The 16,517-nt window shown below is 64.2% G+C and carries 10 protein-coding genes and 1 tRNA gene; 7 read left to right on the top strand and 4 right to left on the bottom strand.

The window, feature by feature from the left end; all coding sequences use genetic code 11:
* Positions 1–388: 388 nt before the first annotated feature.
* From ABWP89_RS14655 to ABWP89_RS14645, 3 genes are read left to right on the top strand one after another with little or no spacing between them, the layout of a single operon-like run.
* Positions 389–2,803: an FAD-dependent oxidoreductase gene (locus ABWP89_RS14655; protein WP_353230199.1), complete on the top strand. Its 2,415-nt coding sequence runs from the start codon at positions 389–391 to the stop codon at positions 2,801–2,803.
* A 3-nt stretch (positions 2,804–2,806) separates the two neighbouring features.
* Positions 2,807–5,251, top strand: a complete 2,445-nt coding sequence (locus tag ABWP89_RS14650; protein WP_353230198.1) for a GcvT family protein — start codon at positions 2,807–2,809, stop codon at positions 5,249–5,251.
* Entirely contained in the window at positions 5,251–6,483 is a 1,233-nt protein-coding gene (locus ABWP89_RS14645) for an aromatic ring-hydroxylating oxygenase subunit alpha (protein ID WP_353230197.1), read from the top strand. The genes ABWP89_RS14650 and ABWP89_RS14645 overlap by 1 nt, the downstream gene beginning before the upstream one ends.
* 220 nt (positions 6,484–6,703) lie before the next feature.
* On the opposite strand, the gene ggt is transcribed toward ABWP89_RS14645, so the two are convergent.
* Positions 6,704–8,443 (bottom strand): gamma-glutamyltransferase, encoded by a 1,740-nt coding sequence (gene ggt / locus ABWP89_RS14640; protein WP_353230196.1) that lies wholly within the window; start codon positions 8,441–8,443, stop codon positions 6,704–6,706.
* 299 nt (positions 8,444–8,742) lie between these two features.
* Here ggt and ABWP89_RS14635 point away from each other — a divergent pair.
* Positions 8,743–8,819 (top strand) — tRNA-Arg (locus ABWP89_RS14635).
* 58 nt (positions 8,820–8,877) lie between these two features.
* Here the strand turns inward: ABWP89_RS14635 and ABWP89_RS14630 are convergent.
* Positions 8,878–10,470 (bottom strand): MFS transporter, encoded by a 1,593-nt coding sequence (locus tag ABWP89_RS14630; protein ID WP_353230195.1) that lies wholly within the window; start codon positions 10,468–10,470, stop codon positions 8,878–8,880.
* A gap of 129 nt (positions 10,471–10,599) precedes the next feature.
* Positions 10,600–11,559, bottom strand: coding sequence for a toll/interleukin-1 receptor domain-containing protein (locus tag ABWP89_RS14625; RefSeq protein ID WP_353230193.1), 960 nt, complete (start codon positions 11,557–11,559; stop codon positions 10,600–10,602).
* 143 nt (positions 11,560–11,702) lie between these two features.
* Between ABWP89_RS14625 and ABWP89_RS14620 the strand changes: the two genes are divergently transcribed.
* Positions 11,703–12,287 (top strand): hypothetical protein, encoded by a 585-nt coding sequence (locus tag ABWP89_RS14620; protein ID WP_353230192.1) that lies wholly within the window; start codon positions 11,703–11,705, stop codon positions 12,285–12,287.
* A gap of 19 nt (positions 12,288–12,306) precedes the next feature.
* Here ABWP89_RS14620 and ABWP89_RS14615 read toward each other — a convergent pair whose 3' ends face one another.
* Positions 12,307–14,073, bottom strand: coding sequence for a caspase family protein (locus tag ABWP89_RS14615; RefSeq protein WP_353230190.1), 1,767 nt, complete (start codon positions 14,071–14,073; stop codon positions 12,307–12,309).
* A gap of 172 nt (positions 14,074–14,245) precedes the next feature.
* Between ABWP89_RS14615 and ABWP89_RS14610 the strand changes: the two genes are divergently transcribed.
* Both ABWP89_RS14610 and ABWP89_RS14605 read left to right on the top strand, forming a co-directional pair.
* Complete coding sequence (locus ABWP89_RS14610; protein WP_353230188.1) at positions 14,246–14,866, top strand: hypothetical protein; 621 nt, start codon at positions 14,246–14,248, stop codon at positions 14,864–14,866.
* Positions 14,863–16,497: an SUMF1/EgtB/PvdO family nonheme iron enzyme gene (locus ABWP89_RS14605; protein WP_353230187.1), complete on the top strand. Its 1,635-nt coding sequence runs from the start codon at positions 14,863–14,865 to the stop codon at positions 16,495–16,497. Before ABWP89_RS14610 ends, ABWP89_RS14605 begins: the two co-directional genes overlap by 4 nt.
* The last annotated feature ends 20 nt before the right edge of the window (positions 16,498–16,517 follow it).

Below are 16,517 nucleotides of genomic sequence, written 5' to 3'. Positions count from 1 at the left end.
CCGTACATGTGTTCGCCTTGACTCCGGTCTGTACAGCGTGACCCGGGGTCCCGCTGTTCTGCGTGCGGCGATCTGCAAAACGGGCATGTATCGCCGTTGCGCGCCACATTTTTGCTCGATTCCACTTCGAAAGAAGCGGGACCCCGGGTCAAGCCCAGGGCGACGAAACGCTATTGGCAGCGCCTATGGCATCATCCGCGACACGCGCTCCGGGCCACCGCCGCGCACGGCACAAGACCACAATTCTTTTTGGCAAAGCGGCACAATAACTGAATTGTCGTGCGGCCCTGCCCGGCCTTATCACCGGCACGATGGCGGTGTACCACCGGCGCGGCGCACAAGGGCTGCTCGGATGGCCCGCCCACCGCCATGCAATACCGGGGAACGGATGAAAACGAACGCGCAAATCGTCATCATTGGCGGCGGTATCATGGGCGCCAGCCTGCTCTACCATCTGGCGGAACTGGGCTGTACCGATACGCTGCTGATCGAAAAAGACGAATTGACCTCGGGCTCCACCTGGCATGCCGCGGGCCAGTGCCCCAGCGTGACCGGCAGTTTCAACCTGGCCAAGATGCATGCCTACAGCAACGATCTCTATCCCCGGCTGGAGGGCCTGACCGGGCATTATGTCAGCTGGCACAAATCCGGCGGCATACGCTTTGCCACCAACGAACGCGAACTGGCGTGGCTGCGCCAGATCCAGGGTTATGCCAAAATCATCGGTTTCGGGATGGACATCATCAGCCCCGAAGAAATCCGCCGGATCAACCCCTTCGTCACCACCGATGGCGTGATCGCCGGCGGTTATACCACCGACGACGGCCATGCCGATCCTTCGGGCATCTGCAACGCGCTGGCGATCGGTGCCAAGGCGATGGGCGCGACGATCCAGCGCAAGAACCGCGTGACCGCGCTGACCCAGCTGCCATCGGGCGAATGGGATGTCGAAACCGAATTGGGCACGGTGCGCGCCGGCACGGTGGTCAACGCCGCCGGCTGTTATGCCCGGGCGGTGGCGCAGATGGCCGGGATCGACATTCCGGTCACCAATATGGAACACCACTATATCGTCACCGACCCGATCCCCGCGTTCAAGGAACGCGGCGGCGAAATCCCGGTGATGCGCTGCCCGTGGGTCTCGGGCTATTTCCGGCAGGAACAGAAAAGCGGGCTGATCGGCATTTACGAAAATGTCGATCTGGCAGAGGCCTGGGCGCCGGGCGGGCAGCCGCGCTGGGAATCGACCAGCGAGCTGTTTCAGGGTGATCTGGATCGTATCGCCCCGTGGCTGGAACGCGCAATCGAACGCATGCCGGTGTTTGGCGAAGTGGGCATCCGCAGCGTGATCAATGGCGCCATCCCGCATACCCCCGATGGCGGCCCGCTGCTGGGGCCGGCCGCCGGCCTCACCAATTTCTGGCATTGCTGCGGCACGTCGTTCGGCATCGCGCAGGGCGGTGGCGCGGGCAAATATCTGGCGCAGTGGATGCTGCACGGCGACAGCGACATCAACATGACCGAATTCGACCCGCGCCGTTATGGTAGCTTTGCTGACGAAGCCTATTCCCGCGCCAAAGTGTTCCTCGATTACCGCATGACCTTCACCACCCGCCTGCCGGGTGAGGAAGAGCCCGACGGGCGCCCCAGCCGCACCAGCCCGTTGTATGACCGGCTGGCCGCCGCCGGCGCAGTCTATGGCGAAACCTATGGCTGGGAACGGCCCAAGTGGTTTTCGACCGACGGCCGCGTTGAAGAGGGCGGCTATCACCGCACCAATGTGTTCGACGTGGTGGCCGCCGAATCGCGCGCCGTGGCGACGCGCGTCGGCCTGCTCGACCTGAGCGGTTTTGCCAAATACGATGTAACCGGGCCCGATGCGGAAAGCTTTCTCAACCGCGTGTGCGCCAACCGCATGCCCACCCGCGCCGGCGGGATCGGGCTGGTCCACCTGCTGTCACGCGGCGGGCGCATCCATGGCGAAATGACCGTCACGCGCCTGGCCGACGACCATTTCTATTGCCTGTCGGCCGCCGCCGCCGAACAGCGCGATTGGGACCAGATGGTCCAGGCCGTATTGCCGCACGAACAGGTGACGATCACCAATGTCACCGATGCGCGCGGCGTGCTGGTGGTCAATGGTCCGTTGTCGCGCGCGCTGCTCAGCCCCCTGACCGATGCCGATCTGGGCAATGACGCTTTCCGCTACCTGAGCGGGCGCGAAATTACCGTCGCCGGGGTCACGTTGCGCGCACTGCGGGTGTCCTATGTCGGTGAACTGGGCTGGGAACTGCACCCGGCCATGGCCGACCTGCCTGCGCTGTATGATGCGCTGTGGACCGCCGGCCAGCCGCTGGGGATCGCCAATTACGGGCTTTATGCCGTGAACGGCATGCGCATGGAAAAGGCCTACAAAGGCTGGGGTTCGGAACTGACCAACGAACTGACCATGATCGAGGCGGACATGCGCCGCTTTCTGGCGCTGAAAAAGGACGATTTCGTGGGCAAGGCCGCCACGCTGGCCGCGCCCGACCGGTTCCGCATCGTCTATGGCGAAGTCGCAGCCACCAATGTTGATGCGCGCGGCGCCGAACCGTGCATGGTGGGCGAAACCTGCATCGGCCTGACGACATCGGGCGGATATGGGCATCGCACCGGCAAAAGCCTGTTCTTTGCCTGCGTGCCACATGACCATGCCGTGCCGGGTGCGCAGTTCGACATCATCCTGCAGGGCGAACGGTGTGCGGCCGTGGTGCTGGCCACCCCCGCCTATGACCCCGACAACGCGCTGATGAAAGCCTGATCCATGGCCGATCTTCCCCAAAAGGCCCGCGTGGTCATCGTCGGTGGCGGCGTCATCGGCTGTTCGATCGCCTATCACCTGACGCAGATCGGCTGGGACGATGTCGTGCTGCTGGAACGCAAACAGCTGACCAGCGGCACCACCTGGCATGCTGCCGGGCTGGTCGGACAACTGCGCCCCAGCATCAACATGACCAAGCTCGCCAAATATACCGGCGAATTGTACCGCGGGCTGGAGGCGGAGACCGGGCAGGCCACCGGCTATCGCCAGTGCGGTTCGATTTCGATGGCGACCCATGCCGAACGCTTTGAAGAGCTGAAACGCAGCGCATCGATGGCCAAAGTGTTCGACCTGCCGGTGCATGTCATCACACCCGAAGAAATCAAGGCGCTGGCGCCGATCGTCAACGTCGACGATATTGTCGGCGGCATTCACATCCCCAGCGATGGTTATGCCAATGCGGTCGACATCACGCAGGCATTGGCCAAGGGCGCGCGCAACCGCGGCGCACGCATCTTTGAAAACACCAAGGTCACCGCCATTCGCCACGATGGCACCCGCGTAACCGGCGTGGACACCGATGACGGGGGGATCGCGGCCGATTATGTCGTGCTCGCCGGGGGCATGTGGACGCGCGATCTGGCCGCCAGCATCGGCGTGACCGTGCCGTTGCATGCCTGCGAACATTATTACGTGCTGTTCGAAGGCGTTGCCGGGCTGGATGCGTCGCTGCCGGTGATCCGCGATTATGACCATTGCGGCTATTTCAAGCACGATGCGGGCAAATTGCTGGTCGGCGCGTTTGAACCGCACGCCCGCCCCTGGGGCATGGACGGCATCCCCGAAGATTTCTGCTTTGACGAAATCGCCGGCAGTTTCGACCATTTCGAACCGATGCTGATCGACGCCATGCGCCGTGTGCCAGCGCTGGAATCGGCCGGCATCCAGAAGTTTTTCTGCGGTCCGGAAAGCTTTACCCCCGATGTGCGCTATCACCTGGGCGAAAGCGCAGAGCTGAAGGGCTGCTTTGTGGCCGCCGGGCTCAATTCGATCGGGCTGCAATCGGCCGGCGGGGTGGGCAAAGTCATGGCCGAATGGATTCGTGACGGCATCCCGCCCGCCGATCTGTGGACGGTCGATGTCCGCCGCAACATGCCGTTCCAGATCAACCGCAAATACTTGCGCGAACGCGTGACCGAAAGCCTGGGGCTGCTTTACGCCACGCATTACCCGTTCAAACAATTTGAAACCGCGCGCGGCGTGCGCAAATCGGCGCTGCACGACCGGCTGGCCGCGGCCGGCGCCTGTTTTGGTGAGGCCTATGGCTGGGAACGCGCCAACTGGTATGGCGAACCGGGCACCACGCCCGCATATCGCTATTCGTTCGGCCGTCAGAACTGGTTCGACCATTGCGCCGCCGAATGCCGCGCGGTGCGTGAAACGGTCGGGCTGTTTGACCAATCGTCGTTCGGCAAGTTCCGGCTGGAAGGCCGCGACGCCTGCGCCGTGCTCAACCGGGTCTGCGCCAACGATGTCGATGTTGCTTGCGGCAAGCTGGTCTATACCCAGTGGCTGAACGACAAGGGCGGGATCGAGGCCGATCTGACCGTCACCCGGCTGGATGCCACCACCTTCCTGATCGTCACCGGCGCCGAAACCGAGATCAAGGATTTCACCTGGCTGAAAAGCCATATTCCCGCTGACGCCCACGCGGTGCTGACCAACGTGACATCGGCGATGGGCGTGATTTCGATCATGGGCCCGCGCGCGCGCGATCTGTTGCAGGCGCTCAGCCCCGATGACCTGTCGGACGCGGGCTTTGCCTTTGGCACCAGCCGTACGATCGAGCTTGGCTATGCGCTCGTGCGCGCCAGCCGCATTACTTATGTGGGCGAACTGGGCTGGGAATTGTATATCCCGACCGAATTCATGGCCGGGGTCTATGACGAGATTGTCGCCCATGGCGCGGCGTTTGGCCTTACCCATTGCGGCTATCACGCGCTGAATGCGCTGCGGATGGAAAAGGGCTATCGCCACTGGGGCCATGACATCACCGATGAAGACACCCCGCTGGAAGCCGGGCTGGGCTTTGCGGTGAAGCTGGACAAGCCTGGCGGCTTTATCGGCCAGGCGGCATTGCAGCGCCAAAAGCAGGACGGCCTGCGCCAGCGGCTGGTGCAATTCCTGCTGCGCGATCCCGCACCCATGCTCTATCACAACGAACCGATCTGGCAGGGTGACCGCATCGCCGGCTATGTCCGTTCGGGCATGTACGCGCATGGGTTGGGCGGCGCCTGCGCGCTGGGCTATGTCACGGCGCCCGATGGCGGTGTGGTCGGCGCGATTGGCGCCGATGATTATGAAATCGAAATTGCCGGCGTGCGCTATCCCGCGCTCGCCTCGCTCAAACCGCTGTTCGACCCCGCTGGCGCAAGGATCAAATGCTGATGACCGACACCACCGCAACTCTCGCCGCCGGCCTGCGCGAAGGTTACAGCCTGCCGCGCCAGTTCTATACCAGCGATGCGATTTTCGCCGACGACATGCGCGAAATCGTGTCGCGCAAATGGATCATGGCGGGGCACGCGTCACAAATCCCCAACGTGGGCGATTACGTGCTGTTCCATGTCGGGCAGGAACAGATCATCCTGATCCGCGATACCGCGGGCGAAGTGGGCGCGTTCTACAACCTCTGCCGCCATCGCGGATCGACATTGTGTTCGGCGCAAAGCGGCAACGCGCGCAAACTGGTGTGCCCCTATCATGCCTGGACCTATGGGCTGGATGGCGCGCTGATCTCGGCACGGCTGATGCCCGACGATTTCAACAAGGCCGACAACGGCCTGATCGCCTGTCACAGCCGGGTTTATCACGGGCTGATCTTCATCAACCTGAGCGAAGACGCGCCCGACGATTTTGATGCCACGTTCGGCGAATTTGACGCGATCCTGGATTACCACGGCTTTGCCAATGCCAAAGTCGCGCATATCGGCCACTATCCGACCGCCGCCAACTGGAAGCTGGTCGTCGAAAATTTCCTCGAATGCTATCACTGCCAGCCGGCCCATCCCGAATTCTGTTCGATGCACCCGGCCGACGCACTGCTGGCGGTGGGCGCCGGGCCCAGTTCCGGCCCTAACGAAGCGATGGCCAGCTATGGCCCGGTACTGGCCGCGTGGGAGGAAAAGGCCGCCGCCATGGGGCGCCCGCTGGGCAATGTCGATGACGGCCCGGAAACCACGCATCTGCGCCTGCTGATGCAGCGCACCATGCGCGAAGGTTACATCAGCGAAACCGAGGACGGCCAACCCGCCTCCACCCTGATGGGCAAGCGCCAGGACTGGGATTTTGGCCGCATGCACCTGGCGTTCAGCCCGATGAGCCACATCGTCGCCGACAACGATTTCGCGATGATGTTCCGCTTTACCCCGCGCACGGCGATGACCACCGATGTCGACATCCTGTGGCTGGTCGATGGCCAGGCCGAAAACTATGATGTCGAAAAAATGGTCTGGGGCTGGGACCGCACCACGCTGCAGGACAAGACCATTACCGAGGACAACCAGACCGGCATCCTGTCACACCGCTACACCCCCGGCCGCTATTCGCAGCAGGAACGCGGGCTGGAAACCTTTCAGAAATGGTACTTGCGCCACCTTGGCCTGGCGCACGCGGGGTAACGCCGCGCTTGCTCCGAAACCCAAACAACACCCGCTCGTCCTGAGCCCGTCGAGCCGTAGGCCAGCGAAGCTAAAGACACGCGCTAACGCTGGCCCAAAGCATTGGAAAAGCTACAGTTCATCCGTCGCGCGGGTCCTTCGACGGGCTCAGGACGAACGGGCTTTGGGAAGTTGGCAAAAGCTTAGCCAAAGCCGTCGTCTTTGACCGAGCCTGCCCCCCTCAAAACCCGATCGCCTCCCCATCCTTGCGCGGGTCGGATGCGCCGCGATAGGCGCCGGTGACCGGGTCGATCATGATCGCCTGATACCCGCCCATGTCGAATCCGTTGGCGGAATGGACATCGTGCCCGCGTGCCTTCAGATCGGCGCCGATCGCATCAAAGGCCGGGCTTTCAATCTGCAAGCGGTTGGTGCGCTGGGCATGGGCAAACCGCGCGGCATCGCCCGCCGCCTGGGGATTGGCGCCAAACAACAGCATGTTGACCAGCACTTGCGCCTGGCCCTGCGCCTGCTGATCGCCATACATCACCCCGAACGACACATAGGGTTTGCCGTCTTTGGTCACAAAACCGGGGATGATCGTGTAAAACGGCCGCTTGCCCGGCGCGATCGCGTTGGGGTGGCCAGTCTGCAGCGAAAACGCTGCGCCACGGTCGTTCAGCACAAAGCCATAGCCGGGCACCGTCACGCCCGAGCCAAAGAAATTGTACACCGAATAGATGAACGACACCACGTTGCCTTCACTATCGGCGGTGGTGATATAGGCGGTGCCGCCCAGCGGTTCGGCCGCCATATCGGGCTTTGCAGCATGCGCCATGTCGATCTTCGCGCATTGCGACCGCGCGTATTCCTTTGACGTCAGCCGCGCGACCGGCACCGTGGTGAAATCGGGATCACCATTGTATTTGCGCAAATCGGTATAGGCGATCTTCTTCGCCTCAATCATCAAATGCCAGAAATCCGCCGATTTCGGGTTGATAGACCCGGGTTTCAGCCCCAGCGGCGCCATGCACTGTTCGACCAGGTTGATCATTTCCAGCACCGCAAACCCCTGCGTGCTGGGTGGCATTTCGTGAACGGTATAGCCGTTGAACGTGGTGCTGATGGGATCGACCCAGCGCGCGTGGATCTTGTCGAAATCGCTCAGCGCAAACAGCCCGCCCTGTGCCTGCGATTTGGCAACGATCGCCTGCGCAATCGGCCCTTTGTAAAACGCATCGCGCCCGCCATCGGCGATCAGCCGCAGTGCCTTGCCCAGATCAGGATTGCGGAAAATATCCCCCCAGCCCCATGCCTTGCCATGGTTGAGATAGATTTTGGCAGTGTCTGGGTCCTTGGCCAGCAGATCGGCGCTCATCGCCCATTCGGTGCCAATGCGCTGGCTGATCGGAAAGCCCTGTTCGGCCAGGCGAATGGCCGGTGCCAGCACGGTGTGCAGATCCGCCTTGCCATACCGGCCCAGCAGCGTGGTCCAGCCATCCACCGCGCCCGGCACCACTGCCGATTGCACGCCGTCCTCGGGCATGTCCTTGCCATACTTCGCCTGGTAATGCGCCAGCGTGGCGGCCATCGGTGCGCGGCCTGCGGCATCGAGCGCGACCAGCCGGTGTTCCTTCGCCAGCCACGCGATCACAAACATGTCGCCGCCAATCCCGGTCGCCTCCGGCTCTACCACATTGATCGCCGCCGCGGTCGCCACCGCCGCGTCAAACGCGTTGCCGCCGGCGTGCAGCACCTCAATCCCCGCCTCGCTTGCCAGCGGCTGGCTGGTGGCGACCATGCCATTCAACGCCATCACCTCTGACCGCGTCTGCCCCAGCCACCCGGTCGACCGATCCCCGCGATAAGCGTCAAACGCATCGTGCCCGGGGTCGGCCGCGACTTGCGCAAAGCCCGGCCCCGCCAGCACCATGCCCAGTGCGGCACACGCCGAAGCAACCCGATACACCAGCGCAGCCATTCACATCCTCCCCAAAACCCTATGACACTGCAATAAAACCCTTGTTCCCCCCTCCCCTTCAGGGGAGGGGCCGGGGGTGGGGGCTCTCGACTTGGCTCCGCGCCGGGGGAGAGCCCCCACCCCAACCCCTCCCCTGAAGGGGGGGGGCTTTAAAGGTTCATCGCAATGAACCCCGGAATAACCCACGCGCCCCCCGCGCAAAAGCACCCAACCCGCCCCACCCCAACAAAGCTGTGGGCACCCGCCACCCAAGACCCGTTTGCAACCGCCCCGCTCCCGCACTATGGCACACCCTGCGCGCGCCCTTAGCTCAGCTGGATAGAGCACCTGCCTTCTAAGCCGGTGGTCACAGGTTCGAATCCTGTAGGGCGCGCCAATTTGCGACAAACGGTGTCGCGTTCCGTGAAACCTGAACCCCGTCTCACCGCGCCGGATCAAACCGCAGCGTTTTCGGTCAGGCGCTTGCCCGCCGTTTCCGGCAGACCCAGCACCGCCACCACCAGCGCGATGACCGTCATCACGAACGGATACCAGAACCCGGCCATGATATCGCCGGTCGTCGCGACGATGGCCTGCGCGATGAACGGCATGAACCCGACGAAGATGCCCACGCCGAAATTGTACGAGGTGGCGAGCGAGGAATAGCGGGTCCGTGCCGGGAACAGTTCGACCATCCACGCACCCATCGGGCCATAGGCCAGCACCCCCGGCAGCGCGATGGCCAGCATGGCCAGCACGATGATGACCAGGTTCTGCGCCGGCGGGGTGACCGGTTCGAGCGTGTAGCCCGCCGCCTTAAGCGCGGGCGCCAGCTGCGCCGGGTCGGTCGGTGCCCCGCCGATCGTCACGACGGGCGGTGTTGCGGCGGGTGCGGCCTGCTTGGTATAGGGCACGCCGATCCGGGTCAGCGTATCAAGCACATTGCCGCAGGCGCTGGCCTGGCCGTGCTGGGCAAACGGGTTGAACGTGCAATCCGGGCCGGCAACCACCACCGGGTGCTGCGCGGCCGCGCGCGCCAGTGCGGGATTGGCCTGATCGGCAATCAGATGGAACATCGGGAACAGCACAACCAGCAACATGATATAGCCTGAAAGCACCACCGGCTTGCGCCCCACCCGGTCTGACAGCCAGCCCGCCAGCACATTGCCCATCGCCAGGCTGCCCAGCACGCCAATCAGCAGCACACGGGTCAGCACCGGATCGACATGCACCGAAACCTGCAGGAAATTGAGCAGCTGGATCATGCCGGTATAGCCCGCAATCGCCTGCCCCACCGCACCGCCAAGCATGACCGCAGCCAGGCGGCGCACCCGCGCCGGCGTGGCAAACGCCTCACGCAGGGGTTGCCGGGACACGTCGCCAGCATCCCGCATCATCGCGAACACCGGGCTTTCCGACAGCTTGAGCCGCATCCACAGTGATACGGCCAACAGCACCAGCGACAGGATGAACGGCACGCGCCAGCCCCAGGCCTCCCATGCAGCGCCGCCCACCAGCGTGTTGGTCAGCAGCACCACCAGCAGGCTGAGCGAAAAGCCGCTGGTCGCACCGATCTGGATAAACCCGGTGTAAAAGCCGCGCTTTTTGACCGAGACATGCTCGGCAACATAGATCACCGCGCCGCCATATTCGCCGCCGACCGCCAGGCCCTGCAGCGCGCGCAGCAAAACCAGCAGGACCGGCGCGGCGATGCCCCACTGCGCATACGTCCCGAGCAAGCCGATCGCGGTCGTGGCCAGCCCCATCAGCGTGATGGTGACGAGGAAGGTGGTTTTGCGGCCATACCGATCGCCGAACGTGCCAAACAGGGCCGCGCCGAGCGGCCGCACCGCAAAGCCGACCCCAAAGGTCGCCAGCGCCAGCAGAAAACCGGCGGCCGGACTGCTGCCCGGAAAGAACATCTTGCCGAACAGCGGGGCAAGCGTGCCATAGATGTAAAAATCGTACCATTCGAACGCCGTACCCGCGGCCGATGCTGCGATCACCAAGCGGAGTTCGCCCGCGCTTGGTTCTCGTTTCAAATCCATACATCTCTCCCCGACAGGGGTATGCCCGGTGCTGCGGTGATTGCCAATTGTTTCGAAACCGATTGGTGTGGCAAACGTCAAAGGTCCGGTGGGCGCGGGTTCGCTTGGATTGCGCGCAGCGGCGCAGCGTCAGGGGGCAGATTGCCCCCGGTCTGCGCCCTTTGCCGGCGCGCAGTCCTGCCCGACGAAACTGCGGATATTGCCTGCCGCCTGTTGCGCCAGCCAGGTCTGGCGTTCGGCATAATCGCGCGCGGCGATGGCGTCGTTGCGTTCTTTTACCGCGGCTTTGCGCGCCACTTCGGCCGCGTTGCGTTCGCGCACCGCGATGCGGGCATAGCTGAACGCAGCAATTGTCAGCCCGCTCAAGACCAGGATCAGGATGAGTGAGGCGCTGCTGTAGATCGCTGCAAAAAAGCGGCGGCGGCGTTGTTCGCGGTCGTGCAACCGGTCATAGGGCACGCCCAGCAGGCCGGCGATGACCTTCAGTTTCACCACCCGCTTGTCCAGCGCTTGCAGATCGGGCGCCAATGGTTCCACCGGTTGCGTGCGGTCGGGTTGGCCGGCCGCGTCGATGTCCCACAGCAGGCTTTCGGGAAAGCAGGCCTGGTCGTCCTGGCCCGGCACGCCATGCGCGATCACCGCAAACACCGGGCGCCCGGGATTGAGCTGTTTGAACAGGCGGATTTCGTTGTCCACCCACTGCGAGGCCCGCGCCGCCGGGGAACAGATCACCAGCAGCGCGCGCGATCGCGCCAGCGCCCCTTCCAGCCGGGGGCCAAGTGCAGAGGCGCCGGCCAGTTCATCCTCATCCCGGAACACCGGGCGCAGGCGCGCGGGCACCGGGCCATATTCGCCATCCAGCCCGACCAGCGCGCGCGGCACGCGATAGTTTTCGATGGCGGCATGCAACCACCGCGCAATCGCGATATCGCGGTGGCTGTAGCTGATGAACGCGGCAAAATCGCGCTGGCCCAGCGTGCCCGTCACCCCCGCCGCCAGCCCGGCGATGCGGTTGCCAATGCTGGCCAGCGGTTTGCCGGATGGATTGACCTGTGGATCACCGGTGGCGGATGCGCTATCCCCTGACATTCGCGTTTCCCGATCTGGTGGAGTTCAGCGCCATGGCACGATACTTAACAGCACGCCCAGACTTAACAGCAGGACTTGCCATCGCGGCAAGCATTTTTGCGTCTGTCCCCGCGCTGGCCCAAACCGTTGCACCCTTTGAAACCGTGGCCACGCCAGCCCCGGTCAAGGCGCCGGTGCCCGGCCCCGCCGATCCGTTTGAACAGGCGATGACCGCGCGTGGCACTGCCGATTATGCCCGTCGCACGCATGATCCGGTGGCGATGCTGACTGCTGCGCGGATGCTGGACGAAATACCGGTTAGCGGGGACAAGAACGACACCGGCTTTACCGCCAAGGCGCTTTATGCAGAGGCGCGCAGCATGGCCACCGGCAACGATATGCTGCTGCAGCAAATTTCCATTGCAGAGGCCAATGGTGCGCGCGGGGTGCTGTCGTCGGCGTTTGGCAGCGGGCTGGTGCGCCGCGTGCTGAATGTGAACCCGCGCGCGGCCTATCAATTCGTGGTCGATGCCAAGGGTGGCGAACGGCTGCGGCTGGGCGCGATCGGCGCGCCGGGCACCAACCTGCTGATGCGGCTGCTGGACAAATCGGGCAAAACCGTGTGCCTGGATGACCATGGTGATTATGCCCCGGTGTGCCAGATCACGCCGCCCAGCGATGCGCGGTTTCGCGTCGATATCCAGAACAAGAGCGCGCAAGCCAGCCAGACCGTGGTGCTGAGCAACTGATCACGGGCCGGACAACTGATCACTGCCCGGTATAAAGCTCCCCGATCGACAGCGCGCCGTCATGCGCCAGCAGGTCGCGGATTGGCCCGACCACCCGCGTGGCCAGCCGCTGGCCATCAATGCTGCGCAGCATGGCGCGTAATGCGACCGGCGGTTGCGACAGCACCAGCGCGACAACGTGATCGGTGCCGAACGGCGCCACCGCGGTATTCTGAAACAGGGGCAGCGTGCCGCCCGGCCCCAATTGCCCGTCGCCATCATCGTCGGTCAGCGGATAGAGCCGTTGCACCGTACCATCGGACGCCAGGTTAAAGATGGTGGCATAGCCCGCGCTGGTGCTGGCGCCATTGCCGCCGGTTTTCCCGCTGTAACGCAGATCGATCGCAACCTTGGCGCCGGGGGCATAGCGCACGCCGTTGGCCTTTGGCCCGATCGTGACGCGCACCCGGCTTTCATTCATCAGCGGCCGCAATGCCTCTACCGCGTTCCACTTTTCGATCACCCCGCGCAAGGCCGGGGCGCCGACGACATCTTGCGCCACCATGTCACCCGAACGGTGAAACACTTTGCCAGTGGTGCGGTCCCAGATGAAATCGGCCTGTTCGCGCGTGCCGACCGCGCGCCATGGCAGATCGGGCGTCGGCGCCACCACCCCCACCCCGGCGGCGGCCACCGTAAACACCCCCGGCAGCACCGGGCCGACCGCCGGTTGCATCACCGGCACGGCGGCAAACAGCGGAATATCACCCGCGGCGCCGACAAACGTGGTTTTCGGTTCCTGGCGCTGGCCGGTCAGCATGCGCACCTGGCTGCCCAGATATTCGCCCAGTTCGGCGGGGGTAACCTTGCCATCCTGGTTGCCATCGGCGGCAAGGTGTATGCCATCCTTGCCGGGCGTGGTCAGGCCCTTTTCCAGCGTCCAGGTCATCACCCCGCGTGCTGGCGCGCTGCTGACCGGCATGCCCGCTTCTTCGGCCAGCTGTTTGTCCTGCGCGCCGCCGATATAAATCAGGTTGGCCAGATCGGGGCGATCGATGGCGTGCGGCGCGGCCGGCGCGGCCAGCGCAATGATATCGCCGCCGCCACGGTTGCCGGCACCTGCGGCAGTGACCACGGCATCGGTATCCGCCGCCAGCGGGGCAAAGCGAGGCCCGGGATGCGGGACCAGCACAAAGGTATCGCCACCACCGCGAAACCCGGTGCGCGGGGTAAACCGGAACGATGCAGGATCGATCGACCGGTTCAATGTCCCGGAATGGCACGTATCCGCAATCATCAGGATGTGCACGTCGGGCGCAATATAGCGCGCCATCCAGCTGTAAAAATCCTTGTCGACGATAAACCGTTCGGGGTCCTGCTTATCCTCGTCAAACCCGGGCAGTGGCACGAACTGGTCGGTATCGCCATCAGCAGTGCCCTTGACCGCGGCGTCCGCCTCTGCCCCGTGGCCGGAATAATAGAACACCACCCAGTCGCCCGGCTTTGACCGCGTGCCCAGCGCGTGCAGCGCGGTTTCAACGCTGGTGCGCGTCACATCGCGGTCGCGCAGCACGGTCACATCGCTGGCACCCTGGCCGCGCACCACCGCTTCCATCGCGCCCAGATCGTTTTGCGGACCCTTCAGATTGCCAAAGATCGGCGAATTGAACGTCCACACCCCGACCAGCAAGGCGCGCGTTTCCGCATGGGCAGTCATAGGCGCAACAGACGCCACGATGGCGGCGCCAAGCAGCGCAATCGATGTCTGTGCGCGTGCGATGTGTTTCATGATCATGCTGTGTTTCATGTCACACCTCCCTGCAGAAATGTCTTGCGCGGTTCTGGCCGACTATTTGCCTGTTGCCTGTGTTCTGGCGACATACTAACCCTAACACAGGGTAAAGCAATGGCTTGGGGAGCGGGGCTGTATGTCACACCGGGATCACAGACGGTTGCGTACCATCACTATGGCGGCGCCGATGGCTGTTCTTGCCGCCGTCCTGGCCCCGTCGGTTACGGTCAGTATGGCACAGGCCGCCACGGGACAGGCCGGCACTGCGCAACCCGGCGCGATACCCGCCGACAAAGCCGCCACGCGCGGGGTGATCGTGCTGCATCCGGTGGCCAAACCCGCGCCCGTTCCCGCGCCTGCCCCGGCGCCCGTTCCCGCGCCGGCACCCGCGCCGACGCCACCGCCGCCGCCGCCTCCACCACCCGTGGTCAACACCTGCGACCGGCCGTTTGTCCATACCGATGTGTCGCTTGGTACCACGGGCGCGTTTCGCAACGCCTTGCGCGAACGACTTGCGCGCAAATCCGGGCCGGTGATTGTCGATATTGCCGAACCGTTCCCGGTCAGCGGCAGCACCCCGGCCGACCTCGCGCCCTGGCTGGCAGAGGTGAAGGCATCGGGCGGCATCGTTTCGGTCGATACCTATTGCCAGGCCAGCCGCGGGTTCTTTTCATTCCTGCGCGGGCTGTTTGGCGGCCCGGCCCAGAACCCCTTTGCCGCGGCAGACAGTTATGACGCGGTGCTGCATGTCGATGGCCTGGTCGGCGTGGTGACCCAGGTGGAATTCAAACCCCGGGCCGCGCAATGATCCTGCCCGGCAGACCTGTCCTGCCGGAACACATGCGCGCGCGCATCGTCGCGCTGGTCTGCGCGGCGCTGGCATTGATGTGCGTGCTGCCCGGGGCGGCACAGGCGCGCGAACCCCGTTTGGCGCTGGTCATCACCAATTCCGCCTATCAGGCGTTTGATCCGCTGCACGCCACCGCCGCCGATGGCGATCGCGTGGCCGCGGCGTTGAACGTCAGCGGGTTTACCGATGCGTCGGGTGCCGGCGCGGTGACCGTGCGGCATGATCTGACGCTGGATCAGATGCAGGCCGCCCTGGCCACTTTTCGCGAATCGTTAAAGGCGGCCGGTCCGCAGGCGTTCGGCGTGCTGTATTATTCCGGGCACGGTGCGGCGCTGGGCACGTTTGGCGATGTCATGCTGTTGCCGGTTGACGCCGGACGCACGCTGACCCCGCAATCGACCAGCCTGACGCGTGCGGCGCTGACCCGCGCGTTGCTGGGGTCGGGCGCGAAAAACGTGCTGATCATCCTCGACATGTGCCGCAATGTGCTGAACGAGCCGCCGCTGCCGGCGGAATCCACCGCGCCCGGCAACACCGCGATGATCGCCGATACCGCTGGTGACCGCACCAAGGGCCTGCGCCGGCTGGTGCGCCCGTCGGATACTTTGCTGCGTCCCGATCAGGGCTATCTGGTGGCGTTTTCGACCAGCGCCGATCAGGTCGCGTTTGACGACGGCACCTTTTCGCGCGTGCTGGCCGAAGAAATCCGCCGGCCGCAGCAAAATATCGCCACCGCGCTGAAACGCACGTCAGACCGGGTCGCGCTGAACGCCGGCAAAGATGGCGCCGCGTTCCAGAAACCGACGTTTGATTACGGCCTGCAGGGCGAACCGCCGTGCTTCATCACTTGTGATGCGACCAGCGTCGGCCGGTTTTACGACTGCGCCAATTGCCCCTATATGCGCCTGGTTCCCGCCGGCACCGGGGCGATCGGTTCGCCGGTGAACGAACCGGGGCGCGGCAGCGATGAACCGGTGCAGCACGATGTGGCCATCAATCACGGCTTTGCCATTGGCGTGTACGAGGTCACGATTGCCGAATGGGTGGCCTGCGTGCGCGACAAGGCGTGCCGCGCCATTTCCAGCTGGGCCAAGGAAAATCCCAACCCGCTGATCCCGGCGACCGGTATCGGCTATAGCGATGCGCAGGCCTTTGTGGCGTGGCTATCGGTGCAATCGGGCCTGGCCTATCGCCTGCCCAGCGCGCTGGAATGGGAATATGCCGACCGCGCCGGTGCAACGTCCGCGTTCCCGTGGGGCGATGCGATTTCGCCGGGCGACGCCAATTATGACCAGACCGAAAGCTATCGCGGATCGGCCAAGGCGCCCTATCGCGGCTATCCAGAGGCGGTGAACGCCTATCTGCCCAATGCCTTTGGCCTTTACCAGATGAACGGCAACGCGTGGGAGGTGACCGCCGATTGCGCCGGCACGCCGTGCACCGCGCATGTCGCGCGCGGCGGATCGTTTCAAAGCGTGCCGGCGGAATTGCGCAGCGCCAACCGCTTTGCCGTGGCTGATGGCAAACGCCGTGACGACATGGGCCTGCGCGTGGTGCGCGACCTGCGGCCCGACGAAGCAGCCAATTGATCGTTATTTTCAGGGGAGAG

It is taken from the genome of Novosphingobium sp. (assembly GCF_040398825.1).
Classification (GTDB): Bacteria; Pseudomonadota; Alphaproteobacteria; order Sphingomonadales; family Sphingomonadaceae; genus Novosphingobium.
Note: the sequence above shows the minus strand (reverse complement) of the source record. Positions and strands in the feature narration are given on the sequence as shown.